Origin of the sequence: Haemophilus sp. HMSC066D02, from assembly GCF_001810545.1 — a bacterium.
Classification (GTDB): Bacteria; Pseudomonadota; Gammaproteobacteria; order Enterobacterales; family Pasteurellaceae; genus Haemophilus_D.
Genome location: NZ_KV801828.1, coordinates 71,269 through 90,784 on the forward strand (window position 1 = coordinate 71,269; position 19,516 = coordinate 90,784).

A 19,516-nucleotide genomic window follows, 5' to 3' on the forward strand; every position below is an offset into this window, starting at 1 on the left:
AACTAAAATGAAAAAATCAATGTTAAAATCTCTTTTATTTGCCATGATTGGTCTGTTTACTTTTTCTCAAGTACAAGCAGAAGAACGCGTTGTGGCGACCGTAAATGGTACACCAATTTTACAAAGTCAAGTGAATGCCGTAATGGGCAAGAAAGGTAGTCAACGTGCAGCATTAGATAAGATTATTGATGATATGCTGACAGAGAAAGCGATCAAAGAATCAGGTGTAAAAGTAAACCAAGCGGAAGTAAACCGTATCGTAGAAGATATTGCGGCGAAAAATGGTTTAACCTATGGTCAATTCTTAGATGCGCTCGATTATCAAGGCATTTCCTTAAATGCATTTAAACAACAAATCTCTCGCCAAATGTTAATGGCGGGTGTGCGTAACCATGCTATTCAAAATAGCGTAGATGTGACTCGCGAGCAAGTGGATGCATTGGGTAAACAAATGCTCGATGAAGCAAAAGCAAAAGGCACTGCACAAAAAGTGATGGGCAAAGAGTATGAAGTTCGTCATATTTTATTAAAATTAAACCCATTGCTGAATGATGCACAAGCTAAAGCAGAATTAGAACGTATTCGTAGCGAGATTATTTCTGGCAAAATGACATTTGCTGATGCGGCATTAAAATACTCTAAAGATTATTTATCTGGTGCGAATGGCGGAAGCTTAGGCTATGCTTTCCCAGAAGCTTATGTAGGTCCATTTGCAAAAATGGTTGAAACAACCCCACAAGGTACTATTTCTGCCCCATTTAAATCTGAATTTGGTTGGCATATTCTCGAAGTAACCGGTAGTCGTGATGGCGATAAAACAGAAGATGCCTATCGTCAAAAAGCTTACGAGCAAATCGTAAATAGCCAATTGCAAGAAGCAACCAAAGACTGGGTGAAAGCATTACGTAAAAATGCTGATATTCAATATTTCGATAAATAACAGAAAACGTTAGAATAAGGGGGCATTTTGCCCCTTTGTCGTTTTTATAAAATGAGTGACGCATGAAAAAATTTTTTGTCTTTTTACTGATTCTTCTGGTTGTTCTTAGCGGTGTTGGTTTTTGGGGTTATCAAAAACTAACGGAGTTTGTTCATACGCCGGTAAATGCTACTCAAGATCAATTGCTGACAATTGAGCGAGGAACTACGGGCAGTAAACTTGCTGCGTTATTAGAGCAGGAAAAAATTCTTGAGCATGCCGATTTATTACCTTGGTTATTGAAATTACAACCACAGCTCAACAAAGTGAAAGCAGGGACTTATTCTTTAACGGGCGTGAAAACGTTGCAAGATTTATTGGATATGATTAATTCTGGCAAGGAAGCGCAATTTAGTGTGAAGTTTATTGAGGGTAAGACGTTCAAGGAATGGCGTAAAAACCTTGAAAGCGCACCGCACTTAAAACAAACCTTGCAAGGTAAAACGGATAAAGAGATCATGGCGTTATTGGATATTCCAGCCGTTGCAAAAGCCGTTTCCGAATGGAATAACATGGAGGGGTGGTTATATCCAGATACCTATAATTACACCCCAAATTCGACTGATCTTGAATTATTAAAACGTTCAACGACTCGTTTACAAAAAGCCTTGGATAAAGCGTGGAATGAGCGCGATGAAAATCTCCCATTAGCGGATCCGTATCAGATGCTGATTTTGGCTTCTATTGTGGAGAAAGAAACGGGGATTGCAGAGGAGCGTCCACAAGTGGCTTCCGTATTTATTAACCGTTTAAAAACTAATATGAAACTACAAACTGACCCAACGGTGATTTATGGAATGGGTGAGAGTTATACCGGTAATATTCGTAAGAAAGATTTGGAAACGATAACTCCTTACAATACCTATATGATTGAGGGTTTACCACCAACACCGATTGCGATGGTGAGTGAGAGTGCTTTGCAGGCTGTGGCGCATCCAGCAAAAACGGACTTTTATTATTTTGTTGCCGATGGAAGTGGCGGCCATAAATTTACTCGTAATCTGAACGAGCATAATAAAGCCGTGCAAGAATATTTACGTTGGTATCGTAGCCAACAAAAAGGAGCCAACTAATGCAAGGCAAATTTATCGTGATTGAAGGGTTGGAAGGTGCAGGTAAAAGTACCGCCATGCAAACGGTGGTGGATACATTAAAATCCCTTGGTGTGAATGATATCGTATTTACTCGTGAGCCGGGTGGTACACCACTAGCAGAAAAATTGCGCCATTTAATTAAACATGAAACAGAAGAACCTGTTACGGATAAAGCGGAATTATTGATGCTTTATGCGGCACGAATTCAATTGGTAGAAAATGTGATTAAGCCAGCATTGGCAGAAGGTAAAATTGTGTTGGGTGATCGACATGATATGTCTTCACAGGCCTATCAAGGCGGCGGGCGTCAGTTTGACCAAACGCTTATGGCGAATTTAAAAAATATGGTATTAGGTGATTTTGAGCCTGATTTTGTACTGTATTTAGACATTGATCCTGCAGAAGGGCTTGCTCGAGCTAGAGGCCGTGGTGAATTAGACCGCATTGAACAACAAGGACTAGATTTCTTCCATCGTACCCGCCAACGTTATTTGGAATTGGTGCAGAACAACCTGAAAGCCGCCATTGTTAATGCAGGTCAGCCTTTGGAACAAGTACAAGCAGACATTCAAAGTGCGGTCAAAAATTGGTGGGTTTCACAAACAAAATGAGCGAACTTTATCCTTGGTTAGTGCCTACTTATCACAAAATTAGCCAAACTTTTAGCGAAGGTTTGGGGCATCATGCATTATTGATTAAAGCTGATCAAGGTCTCGGTGCTGAAGGTTTGTTTGAGGCTTTGACAAAACACATTATGTGTCAAACGCCAGATAATGCACCTTGTGGTCATTGTCATGCTTGCCATTTAATGGCAGCGCACAGTCACCCTGATTTTCATGTTTTAGCCTCTCAAGAAGGCAAAGACATTGGAGTTGATCAGGTACGGATGATTAATGAAGTTGTCAGCCAACACGCGCAACAAAACGGCAATAAATTAGTATATATTCAAGATGCAGAACGTCTTACGGAAGCGGCAGCGAATGCATTGCTCAAAACCTTGGAAGAGCCACGTCCGAACACGTATTTTTTATTGCAAACAGAACCTTCCTCTTCGTTGTTAGCGACTATTTACAGCCGTTGCCAAGTGTGGAATGTCCCTTTACCAACAGAAGCGGAAGCCTTAACCTGGCTTTCTTCTCAATTTCAGGCAGAAACATCAGAATTATTGACCGCACTTGCGATGAATTTAGGGCGTCCACTGTTAGCATTGGAAACACTCCAGCAAGGATTAATTGAACAACGGAAGAATTTCCTACGCCAATTTTGGCTTTTTTATCGTCGTCGTTCGCCTTTGGAAATTTTGCCTTTCTTTGAAAAAGAACGCACCGTCCAGCAAATGGATTGGATTTTAGCGTTTTTAAGCGATGCTATTAAATACAAACTCGAAATACAAAGTGGCTGGCAAACACTCGATCTTAAAACAGGTGTAACTCAATTTGCAGACGAGCAAACAGCTCTTGGGTTATTAACCGCAAATAAAATTATGCAAAAAGTACGCTCGGATTTACTTACCATTAATGGTGTTAATACAGAATTAATGTTACTAGATGGTTTGACGAAATTAATTACCGATGTATTTAAGGACTAAATAAATTATGTTTATCGTAGATTCCCATTGTCATTTAGATGCATTGGATTATGAAAATTTACACAAAGATATTGCTGATGTAGTGACCAAAGCCAATGCACGAGATGTGAAGCATTTATTGGCGATTGGCGTAACATTAAGCCGTTTTGAAAAAGCTTACCCTGAGTTAGCAAAATTTCCGAATGTGTCTTTGGCTTGCGGTGTGCATCCACTAGATCTTGAAGAAGAACCTTACGATGCCGATCGTTTATTACGTTTATCCCAAGATAAAAAAGTGATCGCAATTGGCGAAATTGGTTTGGATTATTATTACAGTGCAGATAATAAGGCATTGCAGCAAACGGTTTTTGCTGATCAAATCAGAATTGCTAATGAAGTGGATAAACCCGTGATTATTCATACGCGTTCAGCACCAGAAGATACCATTGCCATGTTGCGTGAGCACCATGCAGAAAAGTGCGGTGGATTAATTCATTGTTTTACAGAAACCTTGGATTTTGCGAAAAAGGCACTTGATTTAGGTTTTTACATCTCTTGTTCTGGCATTATTACCTTTAAAAATGCGGAAAGTATTCGAGAAGCCATTCGTTATGTACCGGCAGATCGTTTGTTAGTTGAAACGGATTCGCCTTATTTAGCACCCGTGCCTTATCGTGGTAAAGAGAACCAACCTGCCTATACACGTGAAGTGTGTGAGTATGTGGCAGCGTTAAAAGGGCTGTCTATGGAAGAATTTGCGCAAATTAGTACACAAAACTTCGAGCGTTTATTTAAAATTAATGTACAATAAATCATCGATTTAAATGAGAGAGTTTTATGCGTAAGTTTTTTAAATACTTTTTATTTTTAGTGGTCTTTGTTTTCCACGGCTTTATGTTCGCCGTGGTGGACTACGTTTTCCCACACTATGATGTAACGCGAGTAACCGGTGTGGAAGTGAAACGTGTGGATAAAGATGGCCCGATTACAAAATCGAATCCGGCTGATGGTCCAACACGCGATGTGTATTTTATTAATACACAAAATGATGATGGCAAAATCATGGTGTATCGTAATGAAGATACCCGTTGGGGTTTTCCATTCTATTTCAAATTTGGTTCAGCGAACTTACAGGCTCAAGTTCAAGCCTTGGGTAATGAAAACAAATTAGTACAAATCAAGTATTACGGTTGGCGTATGACGATGTTCGATGAATATCGCAATGCCGTTGCGGTGAAAGAAATCAGTGGCGATGTGACACCAAGCCATCCGATTTTATCTTGGGTATTCTATGCTTTCTTATTAGTTACTCTTTTCCTTTCTATACAATTTGTACGTGGCTGGTTCGACAGCGAAAATTAGCGTTTCTCAAATGGGGCGTCATAGAACGCCCTCACAATTTAATAATAACATTTCTAACCTAAAAACCAGCGGTAAATTAACCGCACTTTAAAACCAATAAAGAGAACATTATGAGCTTATCTGCAGCGATTTTTATTTTAATCGTATTAATTATTGTCAGTGCAATCTTGTCATCAGCCGAGATTTCTCTCGCGGGTGCAAGACGCATTAAACTACAAACGTTGGCCAATGAAGGCAATATCAAAGCGGAGAAAGTTTTAAAATTACAGGAACAGCCAGGGCGTTTCATTACTGTAGTACAAATTGGACTTAATATGGTTGCCGTACTTGGTGGTGTGATTGGTGAAGCAACCATTAGTCTTCACTTACAGAGTTTTTTACATGAATACACCACGGCTGAATGGGTTGAGCCAGCCTCCTCTTGGATTGCCTTTTTCATGGTAACCATAACATTTGTTTTATTAGCCGATTTAATTCCGAAACGCCTCGCACTGATTAATCCTGAAGGTGTTGCACTGCGGACTATTGGCATTATGCAAGCCTTTATTTTCTTATTGAAACCCATTGTATGGTTTTTTGATGGTCTTTCTAATATCTTCTTCCATTTAATGGGGGTATCCACTAAGCGCGAAGACAATATGACATCAGAAGACATTGTGGCTATCGTAGAGGCTGGAGCGGAAGCAGGTGTGCTAAAAACACAAGAGCATTATTTGATTGAAAACATTTTTGAGATGCAAGAGCGCACCGTGTCTTCAACCATGACGACCCGTGAAAATATCGTATTTTTAGACCGCACTTTTACTCGTCAGGAAGTGTTGAATACCTTATCGGCAGACTCTCATTCTAAATTAGTGATCTGTGATAATGGCTTGGATAAGATTTTAGGTTATGTGGAATCACATACCTTATTAACACTCTATCTTCAACAAGAAGTAGTGGATTTAACGGATAGCCGTTTATTGCGTAAAGCGTTATTTATTCCAGATACGCTGTCGTTATACGAAGTATTGGAGTTGTTTAAATCCACAGGTGAAGATTTCGCCATTATCGTCAATGAATATGCACTGGTTGTGGGGTTAATTACTTTAAACGATGTGATGAGTATTGTGATGGGCGAATTGGTTTCTAACGAAGAAGAACAAATTGTCAGCCGTGATGAAAACTCTTGGTTGATTGATGGTGCGACCCCTCTTGAAGATGTGATGCGTGCTTTAGATATTGAATCTTTCCCTGATGAAGAAAATTATGAAACCATCAGTGGCTTTATGATGTATATGCTACGCAAAATCCCGAAAAAAACTGATTTTGTGTTATACGATAAATATAAATTTGAAGTTATTGATACTGAAAACTTCAAAATTGATCAAATTTTAGTTTCGATTGTCAAAGACAACGGCGTGAGCAAAGAATCAGCGTAGTGCTAGGCGTTTCCTTGCTTAATCCCCTATTCTAAGTATAATTAACGGCGGTTTTAACCGCCTATAAATAAGGAAAATTTAATGTTTAAAAAAATCTCGGTATTCTTTGTGGCAGTAATGCTTGCGGGTTGTTCTTCGATTTCAGATATGACCTCTTACATTCCATTTATAGGTAAAGACAAAAAGGTCATTGATTTAGATAAAGATAAAATCGACCAAAAATCTTATGCCGCCGCTTATGAAGCCACTGTGGCAACGTATAAAGATCGTGTAACAAAAAATTTCTTTGTGGATAATTTTGCAAGTGGTGCGAATGACTGGTATCTCGGTCGTATTGTTGTACCAATCAAGCAAATTCAAGATAAACTCTACACAGGTGGTCATGATTCTGATGTGTATGCTTACTATAGCGGTGTGTTACATGCAGAAGCATTACAAACTAACTTCAGCCGTTTAAGTGCAAATTGTTGGCAAAAAGTGGATTCGCCAAGTGTGACGCAAGGGATCTACGATGCAATGCGTGATTTGCAAAAAGGCAAAGAGCGCGGTGAAAATGACGCCTACATTTCCCAAGGTAGCGAAATGCTACTCAAAGCCTGTACCGGCCAATAATCAATTTGAGCTGTTGATGAGAGACCTCATCAGCAGCTTTTCTTTTTTTAAATCATCAATGTGAAGGAGCAAGAATGTTAGAACTTTCGGAAAGCAACATTCATTTAAATGCTACGGCAACAAATAAGCTGCAAGCTATTGAAATGGCTGCAAGTGCGTTGGAGCAAGCTGGTAATGTTGAACAAGGCTATTTACAAGGCATGCTTGGACGTGAACAACAAACCTCCACTTTTTTAGGCAATGGGATTGCGATTCCACACGGTACATTAGAAACCCGTTCGATGGTGAAAAAAACTGGTGTGCAAGTTTTCCAATTTCCACAAGGTATTGAGTGGGGAGAAGGTAATATTGCTTATGTTGTGATTGGTATTGCTGCCCGTTCTGATGAGCATCTTGCTTTACTTCGTCAATTAACGCATGTTTTAGGTGATGAAGACACTGCAGCACAGTTAGCGACATTAACAGATGTTGAAAAATTCCGAGCTATTTTGTTAGGTGAAAGCGATGCTTTTAGCATTACAGAAGAAACATTAAGTTTAGATATTGAAACGCAAAGTTTGCTCACCCTTACCGCCATCAATGCAGGTAAATTACAACAGCAAAGTGCGGTTGAAAATAGCTTTGTTTCTGAAGTGGTATCCAATTCTGCTCTGCCACTTGGCAAAGGTCTATGGGTAACCGATGCTGTCTCAGGTAACGTGAAAAATGCGTTGGCATTCAGTCGTGCGAAAACCATTTTTAATCATAATGGCAAAGCGGTGAAAGGCGTGTTGACGATTTCGGCTGTCAGTGACCAAATCAATGAGACATTAGCACGTTTATTGGATAATGAAGTACAAAATATTTTATTAAGTGGTAATACGCAGCAAATTTTGACCGCACTTAATGGCGGTAAAGTGCCAGTTTCATCAGCTGCTCAATCTGAAGACCAAATCGCGACAGGTGCAGTGATTGGTATCTTTACTATTCGTAATGAACATGGTTTGCACGCTCGCCCAAGTGCGGAGCTCGTCAATGAAGTGAAAAAATTCACCTCCAAGATTACGGTACAAAATCTTACTCGAGAAACCGCACCAGTTAGTGCAAAAAGTTTAATGAAAATCGTGGCATTGGGTGTAACTCAAGGTCATCGCTTACGTTTTGTTGCGGAAGGTGATGATGCGAAACAAGCTATTGAAGCCTTAGGTAAGATCATTGCGAGTGGGCTTGGCGAAAGCGTATCAGCTGTGCCACCTGCTGAACCTGATACCATTGAAGTAAGCAGTGAGCACGCACCACAAATTCACGAAGAAAAAACAGGCTTACCAGCCGATGCCATTGAAGCGGTATTTATGATTCGCAATGAACACGGTTTACACGCTCGTCCAAGTGCCGTGCTCGTTAATGAAGTGAAAAAATATAATGCGTCTGTTGCGGTACAAAACTTAGATCGTGATACCCAATTAGTCAGTGCAAAAAGTCTAATGAAAATTGTGGCGCTCGGTGTCGTGAAAGGTCACCGCTTACGTTTTGTGGCGAGTGGTGAAGAAGCTCAACAAGCGATTGACGGTATTGGTGCAGTCATTGAAAGCGGTTTAGGTGAAGGTAAGGAGTAAGTGATGGCAAAAGTAGCAACAATTACCTTAAATGCCGCTTACGACTTAGTCGGGCGTTTGCCGCGTATTGAAATCGGCGAAGTGAATACTGTTGAAACGCTCGGTCTTTTCCCTGCCGGAAAAGGCATTAATGTTGCCAAGGTGTTGAAAGACTTGAGCGTAGAGGTGGCCGTTGGTGGCTTCTTAGGGGAAGATAACGTCGGTGATTTTGAAACCTTATTTAAAAAACAAGGCTTGGAAGACAAATTTCACCGCGTTGCGGGCAAAACTCGCATTAACGTAAAAATTACGGAAACCGAAGCGGATGTAACAGACTTAAATTTCTTAGGTTATCAAATCACTCCAGAAGCTTGGCAGCAATTTACAGCAGATTCATTAGCGTATTGCCAAAACTTTGATATTGTTGCGGTATGTGGCAGTTTACCGCGAGGTGTGAGTCCTGAATTGTTCGCGGATTGGCTTAATCAGTTGCATAAAGCTGGTGTGAAAGTCGTATTAGATAGCAGTAATGCCGCACTCGCGGCTGGTTTGAAAGCGCATCCTTGGTTGGTGAAACCAAATCATCGCGAATTAGAAGCGTGGATTGGTCATCCGTTAAATTCTCTTGATGAAATTATTGCAGCGGCTAAAAAACTTAAAGCAGAAGGCATTGCTAATGTGATTATTTCGATGGGGGCAGACGGTTCTTTATGGCTGAGTGATCAAGCTGTTATTCAAGCTCAACCACCTAAATGTAAAAATGTGGTGAGCACTGTAGGCGCAGGCGATTCTATGGTAGCTGGCTTAATTTATGGTATCGAAAAAGGCTTATCTCAAGCGGAAACTTTAGCGTTTGCAAGTGCTGTTTCTGCCTTTGCTGTTTCGCAAAGCAATGTGGGCGTGAGTGATATCGTCTTGCTTGAGCCAATTCTGGCGAATGTCAAAATTTCTGTGATTGAAGGATAATGTAATGAATTTGTTTTTAACTCAATCTCCGCAAATTGGTGCGGCAAAAGCCTATTTACTTCGCCAAGTATTGAGCGTGGCAGCGAAAAAAGCCAATCATACAGTGGTTGAACAAGCCAAAGAGGCGGATTTAGTGATTGTTTTCGGGTCTAGTTTGCCAAACTCTGCTGATCTTGTGGGCAAAAAAGTCTTTTTAGTCAATGAAGACGCGGCAATTGCTTCTCCTGAAGTCATGCTGACGAATGCGCTTAATCAAGCAGTGGACTATGTTCAACCAGTTCAAAGTGCGGTTGGATTTAGCGGCGTTTCTGACGTCAAAAATATTGTCGCGGTGACAGCTTGTCCGACGGGGGTTGCGCATACCTTTATGTCTGCTGAAGCCATTGAAACCTATGCAAAAAAACAAGGGTGGCAGGTCAAAGTGGAAACCCGTGGCCAAGTGGGCGCAGGTAATGAAATTACTCCTGAAGAAGTTGCAGCAGCAGATTTAGTCTTTGTTGCAGCCGATATTGATGTGCCGTTAGATAAGTTCCAAGGAAAACCGATGTATCGTACGTCGACCGGTTTAGCGTTAAAGAAAACAGCACAGGAATTCGATAAGGCATTTAAAGAAGCGAAAATTTACGAAGGTGGCTCAGCAAAATCTTCTGCAAAATCAGAAGAAAGTGGCGAGAAAAAAGGTGTTTATAAACATTTGATGACCGGGGTATCCCACATGCTGCCATTGGTGGTTGCCGGTGGTTTATTAATCGCGATTTCCTTTATGTTTGGTATCGAAGCCTTCAAAGATGAAACAATTTTCCATGGTATTCCAAAAGCCTTAATGGATATCGGTGGCGGTGCAGCATTCCACTTGATGATTGCAGTATTTGCCGGCTATGTGGCCTTTTCTATCGCAGACCGTCCTGGACTTGCGGTAGGTCTCATTGGCGGTATGTTAGCCACCACAGCAGGTGCAGGGATTTTAGGTGGGATTATTGCCGGTTTCTTAGCGGGTTATGTGGTGAAAGGATTAAATGCAACCATTAAATTGCCGGCAAGTTTAACTTCCTTAAAACCGATCTTAATTCTCCCGCTCTTTGGTACCTTGATTGTTGGCCTTGCTATGATTTATGTGATTAACCCACCGGTTTCACAAATTATGACGACCTTAAGTGATTGGTTAAAATCCATGGGGGAAGTCAATGCGATGGTCTTCGGTGCGATTATCGGTGCCATGATGTGTATTGATATGGGTGGTCCAGTAAACAAAGCGGCTTATACGTTCTCCGTGGGAATGTTAGCCTCTCAAGTTCACACCCCAATGGCCGCCGCTATGGCCGCTGGTATGGTGCCACCAATTGGTATGGCGATTGCAACTTGGATTGCGCGAAGTAAATTTACCAGTAATCAACGTGATGCAGGTAAAGCTTCTTTTGTCTTAGGCTTGTGCTTTATCTCTGAAGGGGCATTACCGTTTGTGGCTGCCGATCCATTACGTGTGATTATTAGCTCGGTTATTGGTGGTGCAACTGCCGGTACCATTTCAATGGCATTAAATATTTCTCTGCAAGCACCACATGGTGGTTTATTTGTGATTCCATTTGTTTCTGAGCCATTACTCTACTTAGGGGCAATCGCAACGGGGGCATTATTAACCGGTGTGGTTTACGCGGTGATTAAACCAAAGGCGACAGAATAGCCAATTCTTTGATTAAAAAAGTGCGGTAATTTTTAACCGCACTTTTCATTTATCAGGTATAATTACAATGATTTAGGGAGAAATTATGGATAAATACAATAAACTCCGCATTGAATGGGATTGTCGTCGAGGTATGCTTGAGCTGGATAAAATCATCATGCCTTTTTATAAAGCGCATTTTGACCAATTAACTGACGACAAAAAAGATATTTTTATTCGTTTACTTGCCGCCACGGATTTACAACTTTTTTCGTGGTTTTTTAATGGCAGTCAATCAGACGATGCCGAAGTGCAAGCGATGGTTGAATATATCCAAGATGTGCAGAAAACGAATATCCGTTAATTTTTTTGAAATTTTTTATACATAAGGAACTTTTCAATTTTAACTCTGTCTGATAAAGCAACAATAGCTTGCTGTCTTGAATATATGAAGGCGTGTTAGACGTAGCATAGGAGATATATGGCTGAACAGCTAACAGATCAGGCTTTGGTAGAAAGAGTGCAGCAAGGCGATAAAAAAGCCTTTAATTTATTGGTTTCTCGTTATCAAAATAAAGTAGCCGGACTTTTAACCCGCTACATTTCTCATAACGACATTCCAGATGTTGTACAAGAATCCTTTATTAAGGCCTATCGTTCCATTGAATCTTTTCGGGGCGATAGTGCATTCTACACTTGGCTATATCGAATTGCCGTTAATACGGCAAAGAATTACTTAACGGCACAGGGGCGCCGTCCACCGAGCGAAGATATTTTGGCTGAAGATGCCGAAAGCTACGATGTGGGAACCCATCTACGTGATGTAGATACCCCTGAAAATGAAATGTTATCTAGCGAATTAGAAAAAGTGGTATTCGATACCATTCACAGTTTGCCAGAAGATTTAAGAACCGCGATTACCTTGCGTGAGCTTGAAGGGTTAAGTTACGAAGAAATCGCAGAAATAATGGATTGCCCAGTAGGCACTGTACGTTCTCGCATTTTCCGTGCTCGGGAAGTGATTGAGAACAAAATACAACCGCTTATGCAACGTTAAAATAAAGTCGGAGTTTATAAAATGCAAAAAGAGTTACTTTCAGCCTATATGGATGGAGAAGAAGTCAGTGCCGAGTTGACGGAACAACTTTGTCAGGATAAAGATTCACAAGAATCTTGGGCGGCGTATCACACAGTAAGAGCAGTTATGCGTAAAGAGTCACCAGTATTATTAGGTGCTGATTTTACGGCGAAAATGGCTGATTTAATTGAATTAGAAGAAGTAAAACACGTTGAGATTACTGTTTCTCAACCAACACCTGAAGAAGCAGACAGCTTACCATTCGTGCAAAAATTAAAAGCATTCTTTGCACCAATGACACAAATTGCGGTGGCTGCAGGTGTGTGTTTAGTGGCAGTAGTAGGCGTGCAATCATTTAATGCGAAAAGCACGTCGGTTACACCAGAAAACCCTGTTTTACAAACCTTACCATTTAACAGTTCAGTTCAAGAAGTAAGTTACAACGCTCCGACCAAAGATGTAGCCACTTCGGAACAGGTTGAACAAAAAAATCGCCGTATTGGTACGATGTTACAAAACTATGAATTACAGCGTCGTATGCATGCAGATAGCTTAAATGTGGGTAGCAACCAAGCGAAATAATTACAGCAATTAATCGATAATTCACCACCTTAGGCGTGGTGAATTTTTTTATGGATCAATTGATTTATTTATGAAAAAAACGTTTCTCAAATTAACCGCACTTTTAGGCTTATTCTTCTTGCCTTTTACGGCATTTGCAGAAGAGCCAATTCAGTCATTAAATAAAATGTCGCAAGCCATGCGAGATTTAAATTATGAGATTGCTTTTGTGCAAACGACACCAACGAATATGGACTCGTTCCGTTATCGTCATATTAAGCAAGGGCAAAAAGTGTATGCACAGTTGGTGACATTAGATGGTGAGCAGCAAGAAATCATCCAGCGCGGTAATTTAGTCAGCTATTTCCAGCCAGGTTCACGTGCTTTCACCATTAACAGTGGTGAGATTGTGGATGCGCTTCCGGCAGTGATTCGTACTGATTTTAGCAAGCTGAGTCAGAATTATGACTTTATTAAGCTTGGAAAAGACCGAATTGCAGGTCGATTTGTCGATACCATTCGCATTGTGCCAAAAGATGATTTTCGCTATCAATACCTCGTTTTCTTAGATGAAGAAAATAGTTTGTTATTGCGTGGTGATATGCTTGATCGCGAAGGCAAGTTATTGGATCAATTCCGCGTGGTGACGTTATATATCGATGATCGTCTACGTGGTTTAACCGATTACCTTAATAAAGTCTCGATGCCGCCACTTTTAAGTGAAGGGAAACAGGAATCATCTCTTTCAATCAATTGGAAAACTGATTGGTTACCGCAAGGGTTTGATTTAATTCGTCAAAATCAAGATGTGATGGATGGTGAAGTGATTGAAAATGCGTTATTTAGTGACGGTCTTTTCACTTTCACACTTTATATCAATAAAGCAGATAGCACTGCTGCAAAAGAAAACACGTGGAAACAAGGGGCTTACACGATTTATAGTGAAGTCATGGGCGACAAAGAAATTACCTTTATCGGACAGCTTCCCATTGCCGCAGCGAAACGAATTGTACAAGGTGTAACATTCCTAAAATAATTCAGTAGCAGTAAGAAAGTTGCTATTTTGTTTCCCCTTGCTATACTTTCTTCACCTAATGGATTTTGATAGCTAAACCCCGTCCTGCGGGGTTTTGTTTTATCAAGTGCGGTCATTTTTCTTAAGGTTTTTACAATGAATAATCCCCTTCCTCTTCTTGGCATCACAGGTTACAGCGGTAGTGGCAAAACCACATTGCTGGAAAAATTGCTTCCTCAATTAATTAAAAAAGACCTACGTGTTTCAGTGATTAAACACAGTCATCACAACGCTCATGTGGATAAAGAAGGAAAAGACAGTTGGCGCATGAAAGAGGCGGGGGCTGCGCAAGTTATTATGGCTTGTCATAATCGCTGGGCATTGATGACAGAAACCCCTCAAGAGCCGGTTTCATTAACCTATTTAAGCCAACAATTTGATTGTCATTTAACGGATTTAGTTTTGGTGGAAGGATTTAAACAAGAACCCATTCCAAAGATTCTGTTGCATCGACAAGAGATGACAAAACCGTTGCCGGAATTAGATGAAAACGTGTTGGCTTTAGCAACCGATTATTCGCTTGAAACTGACCGCACTTTATTAGATATTAATCACATTGAACAAATTGCTGAGTTTATTTATCAATGGTGGAAAAAGACGCAGTAATAGAACGTCAGCATTATAAAGGGCTGGCTTGGGTGGCTTCCATGGCTTTGTTTATGCAAAGCTTGGATGCGACTATTTTAAATACTGCCTTACCCACCATCGCAACAGATCTGCAAACCCCCGTCTTTGAAATGCAAATGGCGATTATCGCCTATTCTCTTGCCGTAGCCTTATTTATTCCTTTAACTGCTTGGGCGGCAGCTAAATTTGGTACGCTTACTGTTTTCCGCTCAGCAGTTTTTACCTTTGTATTCGGTTCAGTCGCTTGTGCGATGGCAACCTCTCTCGAAACTCTTGTACTTGCACGGATTCTTCAAGGTATTGGCGGGGCATTTATGATGCCTGTCGCTCGCCTTGCGATTATTCAAACCGTACCGAAAAATCAATTAATTAATGCCTGGAATTTAATGGCTACAGCAGGACTCATCGGCCCGATTCTTGGCCCGATTTTAGGTGGTTGGCTTGTGGTGCATACGTCATGGCATTGGATTTTCTTAATCAATATTCCTATTGGTATGTTAGGCTTCTGGGCGGCGGCTAAAGTGATGGGAAATCATAAGGGCAGTGCAAATAAGTTAGACTGGACAGGCTTTTTGCTCTTTGCATTTGGTTTAGTTGGCTTAACGCTCGGGCTTGATTTACTCGGCGAAAGTCACCGTGACAATATGACTACATATAGTGCATTGTCGATTGGTATTGCATTATTGGTGGCCTATTATTTTTATGCAAAAGGTAATGAACGTGCCATTTTGCCTTTATCTCTTTTCAATACAAGAACATTTCGATTAGGCATTGCAGCCAATATCTTTATCCGTCTTTCCGGTTCGGCTGTGCCGTTCTTATTGCCATTAATGTTCCAACTTTCTTTTGGCTATTCAGCTGAAGAGTCAGGCTGGTTGCTTGCACCCATTGCGCTAATGTCTGTCGTATTTAAACGTTTTATTGGGCATATCTTAAATATCTTAGGTTATAAAACCACGTTAATTTTATCGTCACTTTTAATGGCTGGTTCAACAGTTTCCATGTCATGGCTTGATACCTCATCATCCACAACATGGATTATATGTAATTTGATGTGGTACGGTGCTTGCATGTCGATGATTTTTAGTTCAATTAATACACTTACTGTTGGCGATCTATCACAGGAAGAAAGTGGTACAGGTTCAACCTTGCTGAGTATTGTGCAACAAGTGGGAATTGGCTTTGGTATCGCTGTGGCATCTATTATTTTGACGTTATACCGTCAATTTGTTGGTAATGAAGGGGATGCGTTACAACATGCTTTCAGTTACACGTTTCTGACGACTTCCATTTTTGCGATCGCATTAGTTTGGATATTGAGTTATTTACGCAAAACAGATGGAGATCATTTGCGGAAAAAACGCTGATATTGAATGCCTTAGTCTAATTTGTTATAAGAAAGATCTTTTTCTTATTTCGTAAAAGTTTGATTTGCTTATATCTTAGGTAAAATTTTATATTTATGTTTGGGTGTTACACCCGATTAAAGAAGGAAAACTTATGAAATTAAAAGCGACCTTAACTCTTATTGCAGCCAGTTTGTTTTTAGCTGCTTGTGATCAATCTGGTTCTGCGGCAAAAGAAAATGCAAAAGCAGAAACAGCAAAACCTTCAGGTAATAACACATTTGTGTACTGTACAGCGAAAGCACCACTTAGCTTTAGCCCTGCATTGGTAATGGAAGGCACATCTTACAATGCGAGTTCACAACAAGTGTATAACCGTTTGGTTGAGTTCAAAAAAGGTTCGACTGACCTTGAGCCAGCCTTGGCTGAAAGTTGGGAGATCAGTGATGATGGTTTAACTTATACGTTCCATTTGCGTAAAGGAGTGAAATTCCATACGACAAAAGAATTTACGCCAACACGTGATTTTAATGCGGATGATGTGGTCTTTTCTTTCCAACGTCAATTAGATCCTAACCACCCTTATCACAACGTGTCGAAAGGGACTTATCCGTATTTCAAAGCGATGAAATTCCCAGATTTATTAAAATCAGTTGAGAAAGTGGATGACAATACCGTTCGTATTACTTTGAATAAAAAAGATGCGACTTTCTTAGCAAGTTTGGGTATGGACTTTATTTCTATTTATTCCGCTGAATATGCAGATGCGATGTTGAAAGCGGGTAAACCAGAAACAATCGATAACAAACCAGTAGGTACAGGTCCGTTTATTTTTGTGGATTACAAAACTGACCAAGCGGCACAATATGTAGCAAATGAAACCTATTGGAAAGGTCGTACACCGCTTGATCGTTTAGTCATCAGCATCGTACCAGATGCGACCACGCGTTATGCGAAGTTACAAGCGGGTTCTTGTGATTTAATTTTATTCCCGAATGTGGCGGATTTAGCCAAAATGAAAACTGATCCAAAAGTACAGCTTTTGGAACAAAAAGGTTTGAACGTGGCATATATCGCATTCAATACGGAAAAAGCACCGTTTGATAACGTGAAAGTGCGTCAAGCATTGAACTATGCGGTGGACAAAAAAGCGATTATTGAAGCGGTTTATCAAGGTGCAGGCACGGCAGCGAAAAATCCATTACCACCAACAATTTGGAGTTATAACGACGAAATCCAAGATTATCCGTATGATCCAGAGAAAGCGAAACAGCTTTTAGCGGAAGCAGGTTATCCAAACGGTTTTGAAACGGACTTCTGGATTCAACCAGTGGTGCGTGCGTCTAACCCAAATCCAAAACGTATGGCTGAACTTGTGATGGCTGACTGGGCAAAAGTTGGTGTAAAAGCAAATCCAGTAACGTTTGAATGGGCAGATTATCAAAAACGTGCTAAAGCAGGTGAATTAACGGCTGGTATCTTTGGTTGGTCAGGCGATAACGGTGATCCGGATAACTTCCTTTCTCCGTTACTTGCAAGTGCTAACGCTGGCAACTCAAACTTTGCTCGTTTCAAAAATGCAGAATTTGATGCCCTATTAGATAAAGCGATTGGCTTAACCAATAAAGATGAGCGCGCAGCGCTTTATAAACAAGCACAAGTGATTTTCCATGAGCAAGCGCCATGGATTCCAGTGGCGCACTCTGTTGGTTTCGCACCACTTAGCCCTCGCGTAAAAGGCTACGTACAAAGCCCATTCGGCTATGATGCGTTTTATGGCGTGAGTGTTGATGGTAAATAATTAACGGACTATACTAGCCCTTGCAGTTGCAAGGGCTTTTTGTTTTCAAGTAAAAGGAGAAAGAAAATGGACTTACATGATATTCGTGAGGATTATTGCAAACAGGCGCTTTCTCAGCATGATTGCGATCCCAATCCAATAAAACAATTTGAAAAATGGCTCAACGAAGCGATTACGGCTAAAGTCAATGAGCCAACAGGTGTTAATGTTGCGACAGTCAATGAAGATGGTCGGCCAACAAGTCGAATGGTGCTGTTGAAAGAAGTGAACGAACAAGGTTTTGTATTTTTCACAAATTATCACAGCCGAAAAGGTCGTGCCATAGAGCATAATCCTTTCGTCGCCTTGACATTCTTTTGGCCCGAATTAGAACGTTCTGTTCGTATTGAGGGCAAAGCTAAAAAAATCTCGCCTGAACAATCAGATGAATATTTTGCGACTCGCCCTTACACCAGCCGAATTGGTGCTTGGGCCAGCGAGCAAAGTGCGGTCATTTCTAGCCATAAATCTTTATTAGCGAAAGCTGCTCTAATTGCAGCAAAACACCCATTAAACGTACCTCGCCCACCACATTGGGGCGGTTATCTTGTGATTCCTGATCGCATCGAATTCTGGCAAGGTCGTCCAAGTCGTTTACATGACAGAATTTGTTATTTATTCAATGATGGAAAATGGGAGAGAGAAAGATTATCACCGTAAGCGCCTTGAGATAATCCAGTTTTTGTCATCTTTAATGGAAATCACATTGTTCTTGATTGAATTGAGCAATAGAGGAGGAGGCAAGGATTGTTTCATTTATTGTTGTGGGATTACTATTGCTAGTGGTTGGCTATTTTGCACCGATACCACCAAAGAATAAAATTGCAGCAACAGAAAACCAGGGATAGATTAGAAAGTAAAGAGCGGTCATTTTTTAGATAAAATGATATAGCTAAAAATTAGACCGCTTAGATATCTAAAGACTCAAACTGGAACTTAGTTGTTGGTTAAAAACATAATTTGTATCGGTAAAGTCACAACATCTAAGAGTAACGCTAAAGGTGTGAGACCCACAGCTTTTACTACGCCTTCTGCTTGAGAAGAGGTTTTATATCTTATATTTGATGTTTGTTGTTTTAACTTAAACGGTAATGATTTAGCTAGTTGTTTACTTGGGCGATGAATTTGTGCTTTGTCTGTTAATGAATAAATATCACCTGTAAGTTCTAAGTTTTTAGCACAGGAAGCTTCATTACACATGAAGCCGAGTTTCTTCATTTTTCCTTTTTCTAATTCATTCGTTACTTTGTATTGTAATGAAAAATCAGCTTTCACATACTTGAGTTCTGTATCATCTTTCGAGATAACTTCGATGGCATTATTTATATAAAAAGGATTACTGAATTTAGCATTGGTCAGTTTTTGAATTTCTTCTGAGCTTGTTTCATGCAAATGAATAAGATATTTTTTTCCAAAAATGAGCACTTTGCCAGAGTTTTTATCTTGTCCTAATGCAATAATTTCATCGCTATCAATAGTTTTCTCTCTTGTTACTGTTTCGATTTTATCGCCAGTTGCAAGATCATTTGTGTTTGTCCAAAGTGTGGAGGTTGCACAGCCAGAAAGCATAGCACCTAATCCAATAATAAAAACTAGTTTAGTTAAAATGTTTTTCATAGAAAATTCCTATTGCTAATCTATATAGGTTATTGAAATTACAGCTTTTTGCGTAAGAATTCAATCTATTTTTTACAAGGTCATAAAAAACAACCGCACTTTGATTCCTCAACCAAAGTGCGGTTTATTTTTACGTT

General features: G+C 40.3%; 20 protein-coding genes. 19 read left to right on the forward strand and 1 reads right to left on the reverse strand.

Annotated features, from left to right (window positions below; translation table 11 throughout):
- Positions 1-7: 7 nt before the first annotated feature.
- The 19 genes from HMPREF2750_RS09390 to pdxH all read left to right on the forward strand — a co-directional run bounded on the left by HMPREF2750_RS09390 (position 8) and on the right by pdxH (position 18,422).
- Positions 8-940 carry a peptidylprolyl isomerase gene (locus tag HMPREF2750_RS09390; RefSeq protein WP_070583671.1) on the forward strand — a complete coding sequence of 311 codons (933 nt, stop codon included), beginning with the start codon at positions 8-10 and terminating at the stop codon, positions 938-940.
- 62 nt (positions 941-1,002) lie between these two features.
- Entirely contained in the window at positions 1,003-2,052 is a 1,050-nt protein-coding gene (mltG, locus tag HMPREF2750_RS09395; protein ID WP_070583673.1) for an endolytic transglycosylase MltG, read from the forward strand.
- Complete coding sequence (tmk, locus tag HMPREF2750_RS09400) at positions 2,052-2,684, forward strand: dTMP kinase (RefSeq protein WP_070583675.1); 633 nt, start codon at positions 2,052-2,054, stop codon at positions 2,682-2,684. Before mltG ends, tmk begins: the two co-directional genes overlap by 1 nt.
- Complete coding sequence (locus tag HMPREF2750_RS09405) at positions 2,681-3,661, forward strand: DNA polymerase III subunit delta' (RefSeq protein ID WP_070583677.1); 981 nt, start codon at positions 2,681-2,683, stop codon at positions 3,659-3,661. Before tmk ends, HMPREF2750_RS09405 begins: the two co-directional genes overlap by 4 nt.
- Before the next feature lie 7 nt (positions 3,662-3,668).
- On the forward strand, positions 3,669-4,451 hold the full coding sequence (locus HMPREF2750_RS09410) for a YchF/TatD family DNA exonuclease (RefSeq protein ID WP_070583679.1): 783 nt from the start codon (positions 3,669-3,671) through the stop codon (positions 4,449-4,451).
- Between the two features lie 26 nt (positions 4,452-4,477).
- Positions 4,478-5,002: a DUF1523 family protein gene (locus HMPREF2750_RS09415; RefSeq protein ID WP_049371396.1), complete on the forward strand. Its 525-nt coding sequence runs from the start codon at positions 4,478-4,480 to the stop codon at positions 5,000-5,002.
- Between the two features lie 110 nt (positions 5,003-5,112).
- Positions 5,113-6,423: a polyamine export protein PaeA gene (locus tag HMPREF2750_RS09420; RefSeq protein ID WP_070583681.1), complete on the forward strand. Its 1,311-nt coding sequence runs from the start codon at positions 5,113-5,115 to the stop codon at positions 6,421-6,423.
- Positions 6,424-6,504: 81 nt separating this feature from the next.
- Positions 6,505-7,035, forward strand: coding sequence for a hypothetical protein (locus tag HMPREF2750_RS09425; RefSeq protein ID WP_070583683.1), 531 nt, complete (start codon positions 6,505-6,507; stop codon positions 7,033-7,035).
- 74 nt (positions 7,036-7,109) lie between these two features.
- On the forward strand, positions 7,110-8,630 hold the full coding sequence (gene fruB, locus HMPREF2750_RS09430; protein ID WP_070583684.1) for a fused PTS fructose transporter subunit IIA/HPr protein: 1,521 nt from the start codon (positions 7,110-7,112) through the stop codon (positions 8,628-8,630).
- Between the two features lie 3 nt (positions 8,631-8,633).
- Positions 8,634-9,575: a 1-phosphofructokinase gene (fruK, locus tag HMPREF2750_RS09435; protein ID WP_049373744.1), complete on the forward strand. Its 942-nt coding sequence runs from the start codon at positions 8,634-8,636 to the stop codon at positions 9,573-9,575.
- Positions 9,576-9,579: 4 nt separating this feature from the next.
- Positions 9,580-11,256, forward strand: coding sequence for a fructose-specific PTS transporter subunit EIIC (locus HMPREF2750_RS09440; RefSeq protein WP_070583687.1), 1,677 nt, complete (start codon positions 9,580-9,582; stop codon positions 11,254-11,256).
- 85 nt (positions 11,257-11,341) lie between these two features.
- A complete protein-coding gene (locus tag HMPREF2750_RS09445) occupies positions 11,342-11,599 on the forward strand; it encodes an FAD assembly factor SdhE (protein WP_070583689.1) in 258 nt (85 codons plus the stop codon).
- A 117-nt stretch (positions 11,600-11,716) separates the two neighbouring features.
- The gene (rpoE, locus tag HMPREF2750_RS09450) at positions 11,717-12,292 is read left to right on the forward strand and encodes an RNA polymerase sigma factor RpoE (protein WP_014064431.1); all 576 of its coding nucleotides are present in this window, start codon (positions 11,717-11,719) and stop codon (positions 12,290-12,292) included.
- Positions 12,293-12,313: 21 nt separating this feature from the next.
- Positions 12,314-12,895, forward strand: a complete 582-nt coding sequence (locus HMPREF2750_RS09455; protein WP_049366672.1) for a sigma-E factor negative regulatory protein — start codon at positions 12,314-12,316, stop codon at positions 12,893-12,895.
- A gap of 70 nt (positions 12,896-12,965) precedes the next feature.
- The gene (rseB, locus tag HMPREF2750_RS09460; RefSeq protein ID WP_070583691.1) at positions 12,966-13,910 is read left to right on the forward strand and encodes a sigma-E factor regulatory protein RseB; all 945 of its coding nucleotides are present in this window, start codon (positions 12,966-12,968) and stop codon (positions 13,908-13,910) included.
- Between the two features lie 135 nt (positions 13,911-14,045).
- Entirely contained in the window at positions 14,046-14,555 is a 510-nt protein-coding gene (gene mobB / locus HMPREF2750_RS09465; protein WP_070583692.1) for a molybdopterin-guanine dinucleotide biosynthesis protein MobB, read from the forward strand.
- The gene (locus tag HMPREF2750_RS09470; protein WP_070583693.1) at positions 14,534-15,943 is read left to right on the forward strand and encodes an MDR family MFS transporter; all 1,410 of its coding nucleotides are present in this window, start codon (positions 14,534-14,536) and stop codon (positions 15,941-15,943) included. The genes mobB and HMPREF2750_RS09470 overlap by 22 nt, the downstream gene beginning before the upstream one ends.
- A 133-nt stretch (positions 15,944-16,076) precedes the next feature.
- Positions 16,077-17,723 carry an ABC transporter substrate-binding protein gene (locus tag HMPREF2750_RS09475; RefSeq protein ID WP_070583695.1) on the forward strand — a complete coding sequence of 549 codons (1,647 nt, stop codon included), beginning with the start codon at positions 16,077-16,079 and terminating at the stop codon, positions 17,721-17,723.
- 66 nt (positions 17,724-17,789) lie between these two features.
- Positions 17,790-18,422 (forward strand): pyridoxamine 5'-phosphate oxidase, encoded by a 633-nt coding sequence (gene pdxH, locus HMPREF2750_RS09480; RefSeq protein WP_070583697.1) that lies wholly within the window; start codon positions 17,790-17,792, stop codon positions 18,420-18,422.
- Positions 18,423-18,698: 276 nt separating this feature from the next.
- Here the strand turns inward: pdxH and HMPREF2750_RS09485 are convergent, their stop codons facing one another.
- The gene (locus tag HMPREF2750_RS09485) at positions 18,699-19,379 is read right to left on the reverse strand and encodes a YidX family protein (RefSeq protein ID WP_070583699.1); all 681 of its coding nucleotides are present in this window, start codon (positions 19,377-19,379) and stop codon (positions 18,699-18,701) included.
- Between the last annotated feature and the right edge of the window lie 137 nt (positions 19,380-19,516).

Bases quoted from the DNA above. Each gene is read 5' to 3' on its own strand.
- rpoE (WP_014064431.1), top strand. From the start codon at position 11,717: ATGGCTGAACAGCTAACAGATCAGGCTTTGGTAGAAAGAGTGCAGCAA.
- HMPREF2750_RS09410 (WP_070583679.1), top strand. From the start codon at position 3,669: ATGTTTATCGTAGATTCCCATTGTCATTTAGATGCATTGGATTATGAA.
- HMPREF2750_RS09455 (WP_049366672.1), top strand. From the start codon at position 12,314: ATGCAAAAAGAGTTACTTTCAGCCTATATGGATGGAGAAGAAGTCAGT.
- HMPREF2750_RS09420 (WP_070583681.1), top strand. From the start codon at position 5,113: ATGAGCTTATCTGCAGCGATTTTTATTTTAATCGTATTAATTATTGTC.
- tmk (WP_070583675.1), top strand. From the start codon at position 2,052: ATGCAAGGCAAATTTATCGTGATTGAAGGGTTGGAAGGTGCAGGTAAA.
- HMPREF2750_RS09405 (WP_070583677.1), top strand. From the start codon at position 2,681: ATGAGCGAACTTTATCCTTGGTTAGTGCCTACTTATCACAAAATTAGC.
- HMPREF2750_RS09485 (WP_070583699.1), bottom strand. From the start codon at position 19,379: ATGAAAAACATTTTAACTAAACTAGTTTTTATTATTGGATTAGGTGCT.
- mobB (WP_070583692.1), top strand. From the start codon at position 14,046: ATGAATAATCCCCTTCCTCTTCTTGGCATCACAGGTTACAGCGGTAGT.
- rseB (WP_070583691.1), top strand. From the start codon at position 12,966: ATGAAAAAAACGTTTCTCAAATTAACCGCACTTTTAGGCTTATTCTTC.
- HMPREF2750_RS09445 (WP_070583689.1), top strand. From the start codon at position 11,342: ATGGATAAATACAATAAACTCCGCATTGAATGGGATTGTCGTCGAGGT.
- fruB (WP_070583684.1), top strand. From the start codon at position 7,110: ATGTTAGAACTTTCGGAAAGCAACATTCATTTAAATGCTACGGCAACA.
- mltG (WP_070583673.1), top strand. From the start codon at position 1,003: ATGAAAAAATTTTTTGTCTTTTTACTGATTCTTCTGGTTGTTCTTAGC.
- pdxH (WP_070583697.1), top strand. From the start codon at position 17,790: ATGGACTTACATGATATTCGTGAGGATTATTGCAAACAGGCGCTTTCT.
- HMPREF2750_RS09475 (WP_070583695.1), top strand. From the start codon at position 16,077: ATGAAATTAAAAGCGACCTTAACTCTTATTGCAGCCAGTTTGTTTTTA.
- HMPREF2750_RS09440 (WP_070583687.1), top strand. From the start codon at position 9,580: ATGAATTTGTTTTTAACTCAATCTCCGCAAATTGGTGCGGCAAAAGCC.
- HMPREF2750_RS09415 (WP_049371396.1), top strand. From the start codon at position 4,478: ATGCGTAAGTTTTTTAAATACTTTTTATTTTTAGTGGTCTTTGTTTTC.
- HMPREF2750_RS09390 (WP_070583671.1), top strand. From the start codon at position 8: ATGAAAAAATCAATGTTAAAATCTCTTTTATTTGCCATGATTGGTCTG.
- fruK (WP_049373744.1), top strand. From the start codon at position 8,634: ATGGCAAAAGTAGCAACAATTACCTTAAATGCCGCTTACGACTTAGTC.
- HMPREF2750_RS09470 (WP_070583693.1), top strand. From the start codon at position 14,534: ATGGTGGAAAAAGACGCAGTAATAGAACGTCAGCATTATAAAGGGCTG.
- HMPREF2750_RS09425 (WP_070583683.1), top strand. From the start codon at position 6,505: ATGTTTAAAAAAATCTCGGTATTCTTTGTGGCAGTAATGCTTGCGGGT.